Origin of the sequence: Priestia sp. SIMBA_032 (assembly GCF_046535215.1) — a bacterium.
Taxonomy (GTDB): domain Bacteria; phylum Bacillota; class Bacilli; order Bacillales; family Bacillaceae_H; genus Priestia; species Priestia aryabhattai.
Genome location: NZ_JAWRXD010001521.1, coordinates 1 through 237, shown reverse-complemented (window position 1 = coordinate 237; position 237 = coordinate 1). Strand labels below are relative to the sequence as shown.

General features: G+C 36.3%; 1 protein-coding gene. It reads right to left on the bottom strand.

The genetic code is table 11. The features are described from left to right. Positions 1-237 (bottom strand): MazG nucleotide pyrophosphohydrolase domain-containing protein (locus tag SB717_RS39375; protein WP_410908749.1); only part of this gene is annotated, 237 nt, incomplete at both ends.

Sequence of the window (237 nt, the reverse complement as noted above, 5' to 3'; positions counted from 1 at the left end):
ACCAACCTTCATCTTCTCCGATTTGAGCATGAAGCATAACTTGTAATAATATATCACCTAATTCTTCTACTAAGTGATCATCATCCTCTTCATCAATTGCTTCCAACACCTCATAAGCTTCCTCAATTAAATATTTCTTTAATGATTGATGCGTTTGCTTTTTATCCCACGGACAACCATTTGGACCACGCAGGTCTGCAATAATTTCTCTAAGAACATCAAACTGTTGATACAAGG